The sequence below is a fragment of the uncultured Ruminococcus sp. genome (assembly GCF_937915125.1).
Lineage (GTDB): Bacteria > Bacillota > Clostridia > Oscillospirales > Ruminococcaceae > Ruminococcus_C.
Genome location: NZ_CALDMP010000050.1, coordinates 1 through 3614, shown reverse-complemented (window position 1 = coordinate 3614; position 3614 = coordinate 1). Strand labels below are relative to the sequence as shown.

Sequence of the window (3614 nt, the reverse complement as noted above, 5' to 3'; positions counted from 1 at the left end):
TTCGCTGCATCCTCTGTTTCCAGTGCCGTCAGGTCAACCAGCGCACCATTCCCTGCAAAGCTGCACGAATATGTCATAGCGTCGTCATACGGTGCTTCGAGTGTATAGTCCGTCAGGACAGCCAGACCGCCGAACAGAGACTTTGTTTCCTTGATGTCCACGATCTTAATGCAGATCATATCGCCGCTTTCAAAATATTTTTGCAGCAGCTTATGGGATTCCGCACCCATGACATAAGCGCCGTCCGTGTCAACAGACCACTCCTTCATGCCGGCAGCCTGAGACTTCCAGCCGCCTTTCGTGTCCTTTGACGTTGTTTCCACGGTGTCAGCGCTTCTGTTGATCGTCAGACCCTGCTGACCTGCAACGGCAAGCAGCTTCGATCCGTCCTCTGTGAACAGGCAAAGCAGGATATCCTTTCCCGCCTTTGCCACAGCTTCCGGAAATTCGCAATATACATTTCCATCAAAATTTGCCATTGTCATTTCCTCCTGTTATTTGATTTTCAAGCCGTAGCTTGTCATGATTTCATAGCCAATGACAGCATGCCACTCTCCTGTATCGTCAAGCTGCATTGACTGTACACCGGTTTCAGATTGCAGCAGGCATTCCACACCGGACGGCATGGAAAGTGGTGCTGTCATTGCCTCCTCTGCTTCCTGGATCATCTGATACACCTGTGTGCGAGCATCAGACGGTTCCGCAATGCAGTGGATATTTACCGTAAATGTCTCTTTCCATGTTGTCTTGCTGGAGCTGTCACGCTTTCCGACAACTTCCGCAAATAGGAATGGACTTGGCGCATCCTCCGGCACAGCGTCATACACGTCATACTGTGTATTCTCCCGCAGAACCTCCAGGACCGCAGCAGCAAGCTCTGCAAACCCAAGTTTTCGATACATCATTCTTTCAACGTCTCCTTCAGATCATTCAGAAATTCCGGCTTTGTCTCCTCCATGGATTTTCGCAGAAAATATTGTCCCTGTACAAAGCTGGCTTTCAGCCGCTTGCCAAGTACAGGAACATATCTTCCAACCTTCTGGCGATGCCCGTATTCCACGTGCGGGGCATAGTGGATGGTGTACCCAACCATGCCATCATGCGATGCACTTGGCATCTCCATGCGAAGAGAGCGGCGCAGAGAACCGCCTTTGTGCGCTCCGATGACTTCGCCGCTGTCATTCTTGTACTGCACACTTTTTGCGACAGGCGTATTCTTCCGTGCATTGTTCCGCAGGAGCACTGTGGCACGCTTACTGCACGCCGAGAAATCTTCCAGAGACTTCTCTTTCAGCTTTCCTGCGAGTGCTTCTGCACCGTCAAAATACACTTTGAAGCCGCTCATTTCTGCCGCCACCTTTCGAGATAGAGAAGCCGCCACCGCCCGTGCAGATCCTTGACATTTTTGACACGATAATCCTCAGCTCCGGCACGTACGCCATCGGCACGTTTACAGTCATCCAGCGGCGCATCCGTCAGCATTTTTCGCTGCGTCTGCGTCACCTCACGACCCTCAAGCGCCGTTTCCTCCGCTGTCCATTCCGTGAATCTCCCAACGTATCTGCATCCGAAGATTTCAGGCGATGTCACCGGATTTCCGAGGATATCCGTTGCTGTTCCGGTATTCCGAAAAAGTCTTACCGAAAAATATCTCACAGAAACCGCACCGCCTTTTTCCCGGAATCTGCCGCTTTCTGATCGGCATACGCCTGGAATTCATCGTCATATTCTGCGAGAACATCCTCCACGAAGCTGGTGGAAATACTCTCACCGCTTTCAGAGGAAATTCCCTCATAGTTCCACCGCCGCCACAGCTTCACGACCACATCAGCCGCAATCGGTTCTAACATCTCCGGGAGCGTCGGTTCCCGGATACGAAGACAGATTCGTACACCTGCCAGGTCGCAGAGTTCACGCAGGATCGGTTCATCCTCCGATCTTGGTTCGCCCTGCAATCTGCACTGTACACGGTATAACAGCGACATGCTTATGCACCTGCGCCGATGGAGCCGACAATAACGCCATCCAGACGTTCTGCAAACATCGTCAGACCGGTGAAGATCACAGTCTCATAGTTTACACGGCTTGTATCCGCAGAGTGTGTGATGCCGATGAGACCAGTCTCGTCCGTGGTAAAGCTGAACGCCTTGTTGATCTCGCCGCCGGAGATCTGCGGGTATGCAATGTTGATGTTATCCGATACAGTGGCATAGAACTTGCCCTGCGGTACGCTGGAGTTTGTCAGAATAGACACATCTGTGAATGCCTTGAAATAGGTCATGCCGAATGCATTCTGTGTGGAAATGGATGCGCTGCCGATATAGTCGGAGATGTCCATGGGGTTTGCCAGAACAATGACATCTCCTGCAGCATCGTCCTCAAAGAGCACCTGAAGCTTGCCCCATGCATTTGCCACAGCCTCCTGGAAGCTTGCACCTTTTGCAGCACCTGTGCCTTTTGCCAGAAACGATGCGAAGCTGGAGCGCACATTGCTCTGGATCTTCTTCAGAAGAGCATTGTCTGCATCGGTTACAGCGTGGTCGAAACCGCTCCGCTGGATTGCCTCCAGTGTCACCGCCTTGCGGTACTTCTGGTAGGTCAGCTCGTATGTATTTGCAAGCTTGCTTTCCACTTTGGACAGCGGAATCAGATCACCCTCTGCCACATTGCCGTCCGCCAGTGTCACTGTGCTGCTGTAGGTCTTGATGACAGACCCATTTGCGAGGGGTGTGCTGCGAGTGATTCCCAGAAGCGCCTGCAGATTCTGGATGCCTCTGTGAAAACGTGTCACGAAGTCGATGGACTGCGCCTTTGCGAAGTCCGTGGTAACATTTGTATTTGTCTGTACTGCCATAGTTTAATTCGCTCCTTTTCAGAATAAATCGATGTTTTCATTGATTGCCTTGATCCTCGCATCGTTGTCCTTGATGGCGAAGATCTGTTCTTTCGTCAGCTTGGATGCCGCAGATCCGGTTCTCGGTGTCTCCGATTTGAGCCTGGATTTGACGCATGCCTCCACTGCTGCTGTAAAAGCCTGTGAAAAGCCCTCCACATTCTGTTTGGTTGTCTCTGCGTCCTCTGTGACGATTGCCGCAATGAGACTGTCCGGCACGTGGATGTTCTTCTCTGCCAGCATGGTTCGTGCAGCTCCCTGCATTTTCGACACAGCCACCTGCTTCTGTAGATCCTCCAGCTGCGTGCGGTAGTTGTCCCGTTCATACTCTGCTTTCTGCTGCGCATTCATGCCGGACAGCTTTTCCGCCTCTGTCTGCGCTTCCTTCTGCTGCTTTGCAAACTCAGCGAAAGCAGACTTGATCATCTGTGAGACGCTTTCCGGTGTGATGCCGGACGGCTTTTCCTTGGTTTTGGATTCTGTTTCCTGCTTTGTTCCTCCTGTACCTGGCTTTTCGGTGTCTCCGGCTCCGGTGCTGTGCTCCGGCTTTCCGGTTTCCTCTGGCTCGGTTCCAGTGGTGTCAACTTGATTTTCCGCATCATTCATTTGTTTCACCTCCGTTTAAAAATGGGTCGAACGCCTTATGCAGCGTTTCCAGTGTATGTGCAGCTTCTGTCCGCACAAGTTCCTTTCCGGCATCGTCTTTCAGAATCAGGCACGG

The 3614-nt window shown here is 51.9% G+C and carries 7 protein-coding genes; all 7 read right to left on the bottom strand.

Annotation, left to right across the window (positions count from 1 at the left end):
- Nucleotides 1-479, bottom strand: a 479-nt coding sequence (locus Q0418_RS05065) for a phage major tail protein, TP901-1 family (protein ID WP_298482843.1), incomplete at its 3' end; no start/stop codon positions are given.
- Between the two features lie 15 nt (nucleotides 480-494).
- Nucleotides 495-905, bottom strand: coding sequence for a DUF5072 family protein (locus Q0418_RS05060; RefSeq protein WP_298482841.1), 411 nt, complete (start codon nucleotides 903-905; stop codon nucleotides 495-497).
- Nucleotides 902-1345, bottom strand: coding sequence for a hypothetical protein (locus Q0418_RS05055; RefSeq protein ID WP_298482839.1), 444 nt, complete (start codon nucleotides 1343-1345; stop codon nucleotides 902-904). Before Q0418_RS05055 ends, Q0418_RS05060 begins: the two co-directional genes overlap by 4 nt.
- Nucleotides 1342-1656 (bottom strand): hypothetical protein, encoded by a 315-nt coding sequence (locus Q0418_RS05050; protein ID WP_298482838.1) that lies wholly within the window; start codon nucleotides 1654-1656, stop codon nucleotides 1342-1344. Before Q0418_RS05050 ends, Q0418_RS05055 begins: the two co-directional genes overlap by 4 nt.
- Entirely contained in the window at nucleotides 1653-1985 is a 333-nt protein-coding gene (locus Q0418_RS05045) for a hypothetical protein (protein ID WP_298482836.1), read from the bottom strand. Before Q0418_RS05045 ends, Q0418_RS05050 begins: the two co-directional genes overlap by 4 nt.
- 2 nt (nucleotides 1986-1987) lie before the next feature.
- A complete protein-coding gene (locus Q0418_RS05040; RefSeq protein WP_298482835.1) occupies nucleotides 1988-2854 on the bottom strand; it encodes a hypothetical protein in 867 nt (288 codons plus the stop codon).
- 18 nt (nucleotides 2855-2872) lie between these two features.
- A complete protein-coding gene (locus Q0418_RS05035; RefSeq protein ID WP_298482834.1) occupies nucleotides 2873-3499 on the bottom strand; it encodes a DUF4355 domain-containing protein in 627 nt (208 codons plus the stop codon).
- Nucleotides 3500-3614 lie beyond the last annotated feature (115 nt).